General features: G+C 66.9%; 2 protein-coding genes. Both read right to left on the bottom strand.

Going from position 1 to position 4,876, the window contains the following annotated elements; genetic code table 11:
* Positions 1 to 1,176 (bottom strand): S8 family serine peptidase (locus tag H0524_RS10470; protein ID WP_180198485.1); only part of this gene is annotated, 1,176 nt, incomplete at its 3' end.
* A gap of 296 nt (positions 1,177 to 1,472) precedes the next feature.
* Positions 1,473 to 4,876: S8 family serine peptidase (locus H0524_RS10465; RefSeq protein ID WP_255435876.1), on the bottom strand; the 3,404-nt coding region annotated here is incomplete at its 5' end.

Below are 4,876 nucleotides of genomic sequence, written 5' to 3'. Positions count from 1 at the left end.
GTCGACGGCGCCGACGGTGAGGGCACTTTCGGCGGTGCCGGGGGTGCCGATGAGTCCGCCGTAGTCGTTGCCGGCGGCGACGATGAAGAGGGTGTCGTGTTCTGCGGAGAGGGTGTCCACCGCGAGGGCTATCGGGTCGAGTCCGTCGGTGCGGGAGGAGTCGCCGAGGCTCATGTTGATGATGTCGGCGCCGGATTCGGCGGCCCACTGCATGCCGGCGATGACCCAGGAGTCGTAGCCGTACCCGTCGTTGTTGAGGACTTTGCCGACGATCAGGTCGGCTGCGGGGGCGACGCCGGTGTTGTCGCCGTCGGAGGCCGCACCGGTGCCGGCGACGGTGGAGGCGACGTGGGTGCCGTGTCCGTTGACGTCGGTGGTGTCTTCGTCGGGGACGAAGCTGACGCTGTCCTTGATTTGGTCTATGAGGTCGGGGTGGGTGGGGTCGATACCGCTGTCGAGGACGGCGACGGTGGCGCCGTCGCCGTTGTAGCCGGCGTCCCAGGCTTCGGGGGCGCCGATTTGGGGGACGCTGTCGGCGAGGTCGGCGTGTACCTGGCCGTCGAGCCAAAGCTTGGTTACAGCGCTGGTCCGGGTCTGACTGGAGCCGGCGGTGAGGGTGGTCCAGAGGGTGCGGGTGTCTTCCTTATCGGTGGTGAGGGCGTGGCCGTTGATGGCGGGTAGGTCGTGGGTGAGGGTTGCACCCTCGGGGGCGGTGGCGGTGGTGCGGGTGGTGGTTTCGGGGTAGGTGGCGATCAGGGGTAGTTCGGTGGTGTGGGCGTCGTCGTAGCCCATCTCGATCAGATCGGTGACGTTGAACAGTCGCTGGTCGAGTCGGTCGTCGGTCAGGAGTGGTTTGGCTTCGTCGGGGATGACGTAGAGGTCGTCGCCGTGTTGTTGGACGCTGAAGCCGCCAGTGGCGTCGTCGGGCTGGTCGACCTCGGCGATGGTTTTGCCGCCCGTGAGGGTGCGGACGGTGACGACGTCGCCGGTGACCAGGGTGACGGTCTGTGTGCCGGTGATCGTGCCTGCGGGGGTGGTTGTGGGGGGTGGGCCGGCGGTCGCAGCGGCTGGATTGATCGGGGCGGCGGAGGCCGCGATCATCCCGGCCGCCACGACGGCGGCGATCAACCGCCGCCGTGCCCCGCCAGCGGCGAAGGGTCCTGGATAGGAGTTCATGGATCTAGTTCTACTGATGTTGCTCGACCAATTGAATAGCTTCTGCTGGCGGTTAGCCGCCACTGCACTACTTCGCCACCGCGTGACGGGCATCTAGGGGAGTTGCTCTCCAACGGTGACTCCGCTGCTGGGCGTCTTGACTGGTCGGCGGGATGAGGGCCAGCTCCGTGGCGTGTGGCGCGGTCGCCTGTGTTGGGTAGGGCCAGCGGGGTCCCCGGAGCGTTGTCGGTTCGGGAACCCCGCTGGCTGGGTCAGTGTCCCGGAGCGTCGTTGGTTCGGGGACCCCGTTGGTTGGGTCAGCGCAGGCCGTAGGCGCGGGTGAGTTCCTGTCGGATGGCGAAGCCGGTGTCGGTTTCGGCGGCGGCGCGGAGGGAGATGAAGCCGTCGGGTTGCTTTGGCAGTTTCAGCTTTCCGGTGTGGCGGTCGTTGTCGCCCGGTTTGAGGGTGACGGGCTTCCAGGTGATGCCGTCGTCGTAGGAGACCTCGAGCTTCACTGAGGTGATGGTGCCGGTGCCGGAGCCGCCCGGCTGTGGCCTGGCGGTGATGCTGATTTCTTGTTTGGTGCCGGCTTTGACGTCGCCGCGCAGGTCGGTCTCCAGGTCGTAGTCGAGCTGCAGCAGCGTGATCGGGACGGGGTCGAACGGGCCAGCGTCGTTGGTGCTGGAGATGAAGTCCCACTCGGTGTGGGTGCGGGTGGAGAGTCGCCAGTCGTCGGCCGGGCGCGACGCGTCCAACACCAGCCGGTACGGCAGCGTGCCGGCCGGCACCTCCTTGTTCGGCAGGGAGGAGTCCGTGGTTCTCTCGTGCAGCAGGGTGTCGCCCTGATAGAGCTTGATGTGTTCCTGGGCGGAATACCCCGTCGTCCCGCCGTAGTCGAGCACGCCCGAGGGGCTCCAGGGGAGCGGGTTGAGAGTCATGTAGTCCTGGTACCGACTGTTTCGAAGATAGGAGGACTGGTTGAAGGCCGGTCGGATAGCAGGTGCGAACCAGTTTACTCTGCTGGTCGTGCCTTTCGCGTAGGTGCGTTGGTCGGCCCTGACGTTCCAACCGGACTGTTCGTGGTGTTCGATCCAGGGGATTTCGGGGGTGACCCATTCGGTGCGGGTGCCGGGGTGCGACTCTGGCTCGCTAACCGCGATCGGGTGGCCGATGGCCGTGCTAGCGCGGAAGCCGGAACCTTCGGTGTCGTTGACGGCGTGGTATCGGGCGTCGATTCGGGCCAGGTCGTGGTGGCTGGGGTGGTAGGTGAGCGGCTGGTCCGGCACCTGATCCCGCCAGACTTTGGCCAGGTCATAGATGGTGTCGGGGTACTGATCCTGGGTGACCTTCAGCGGCGGCATGCCGTGTTCGGCGAGTTTGATCAGGGCGTTTCCGATGTCGCGGTGGATGCTGGCGACGGGGATGGGTACTTCGCCGACATCTTCGTGGAGGATTCCGGGGTTGTCGTTGACGACCAGGAGCATTTCGGCTCCGGCGGCGGCTGCGGCGGCGGCGCGGTCGGGTGCGCTGACCTCGTCGTTGCGGGTGACGACGGCGATTTTGCCGTCGGCGTCGAGGTTGGCGTAGTCCTCGGGGGTGCCGGTGCCGGCGTAGATGGGGTGTAGCCATTGTTTGCCGGTGGTGATGGTGCTGCCGGGTTGGACGGCGGCGTCGATGGGGAGTAGGCCGAGGGCGCGCAGGCTCAGGACTGGTGCGCCCTTACGCCATGTCGCCGCCATGGCGAACGAGTTTTCGGTGGTCTTTTCGATCGGTAGGACGTACAGGTCGTCGTATGCCGCCGGGATGAAATGGAAGTAGTGGTAAGGGTCGGTACCGGTGCCGTGGTCGATGGTGTACTGGAGTAGGCGCTGTCGGTCTTCGGTGCGTTCGGGTGTGGTGGTGTCGAGGAGTCGGGCCTGGCTGGCGTCCAGGTTTACCTCGGTTGGTTTGTCGAGCACGACCCTCGGGGCGGCCAGTAGGGCGTAGCCGAGGGAGTCCGCTTGCTCACCCGGGATCTCCGCCTTCGTCTCCAGCGTGTAGGTCCCCGGTGGCAGGCGCAGCGTCCGTTCGCCATCGACTGGGATGTACCGGCGGAACCAACTGTCGTCCGCCTGGAACAGGATGAATGCCTGGGTGGGGTCGCCCTTGTGGTCGCGGAGGTTGATGGTCAGGCCGTAGCGTTCGTCTTCCTTGAGGAGGCCGAGGGCGGTGCGGGTGATGGTGTCGCCGGTGGTGGGGTCGGTGCCGACGAGGTGGCCGGAGTGTGAGCCGATGGCGATTCCACTCGGGTCAGCGGTCACCGGGACGTCCACCTGACCGCCCGCGGGCACGGTCACCGTGGAGTCGTTGAGGGTGAATGCGTCGCTGCCGGTGATGGCCAGGTCGAGGGTGACCGGGGTGGTGCCGCTGTTGGTGATGGTGACCGGTTCGGTGGCGGGGGTGTCGGTGGGTTGGTGTGGCCATTCGAAGTAGCCGATGAAGGCGGAGCCGGCGGCGCGTACGGTGCTGTTCACGGCCGCTTGCACGTCGAGCCGGCCGGTGCCGACCTGGAACGCGGTGTAGCTGTCGCTCAGTGCCTCGGCGCTGCTCATCAGGGCGTCTTTGATTTGTTGGCCGGTCCAGTCAGGGTGTTGCTGGGCGAGGATAGCCGCCGCTCCGGCGACGTGTGGGGCTGACATTGAGGTGCCGGTCTTGATGGTGTACATGCCATTGCCGGCGCTCTGTTGGGAGCGGGCGGCGTTGATGGCGACGCCGGGGGCGGTGAGGTCGGGCTTGAGCCCTCCGGTGCCGGCCAGTGGTCCGACACTGGAGAAGCCGGCGAGCTGGTCCTGCTTGTCCACAGCGCCGACGGTCAGCGCGCTTTCGGCGTTGCCAGGAGTGGCGATGGTCATTGCGTTGTTGCCGGCGGCGATGACGAAGAGGGTGCCGTGCTGCGCGGAGAGGTTCTCCACGGCGAGGGTCACCGGGTCGAGGACATCGGTGCGCGCCTCGAAGCCGAGGCTCATGTTGATCACGTCGGCGCCGGATTCGGCGGCCCACTGCATGCCGGCGATGACCCAGGAGTCGTAGCCGACGCCTCCGTTGTTGAGGACTTTTCCGTTGAGTAGGTCGGCTCCGGGTGCGACGCCGGTGTTGTCGCCGTCGGAGGCCGCACCGGTGCCGGCGACGATCGAGGCGACGTGGGTGCCGTGCCCCTGCGGGTCGGTGGTGTCCTGGTCGGGGACGAAGCTGACGCTGTCCTTGATTTGGTCGGTCAGGTCGGGGTGGGTGGGGTCGATGCCGGTGTCGAGGACGGCGACGGTGGCGCCGTCGCCGTCATAGCCGGCCTCCCAGGCCTCGGGGGCACCGACCTGGGGGACGCTGTCGGCGAGGGTGGCGTGTACCTGACCGTCGAGCCAGAGCTTAGCGATGCCGCTTTCCGCGCGGGTCTGATCGGAGCCGGAAGCGGAGCTGATGGTGGTCCAGAGGGTGCGGGTGTCTTCTTTGTCGGTGGTGAGGGCGTGGCCGTTGATGGCCGGTAGGTCGTGGGTCAGCGTTGCACCCTCGGGGGCGGTGCTGGTGGTGGTGCGGGCTGTTTCGGGGTAGGTGGCGATTAGCGGTATGTCGGTGGTGTGGGCGTCGTCGTAGCCCATGTCGATGAGGTCGGTGACGTTGAACAGTCGCTGGTCGAGTCGGTCGTCGGCGAGCAGGGGGATGGTTTCGTCGGGGATGACGTAGAGGT

Source organism: Salinispora sp. H7-4, from assembly GCF_013416675.1.
Classification (GTDB): Bacteria; Actinomycetota; Actinomycetes; order Mycobacteriales; family Micromonosporaceae; genus Micromonospora; species Micromonospora vitiensis.
Note: the sequence above shows the minus strand (reverse complement) of the source record. Positions and strands in the feature narration are given on the sequence as shown.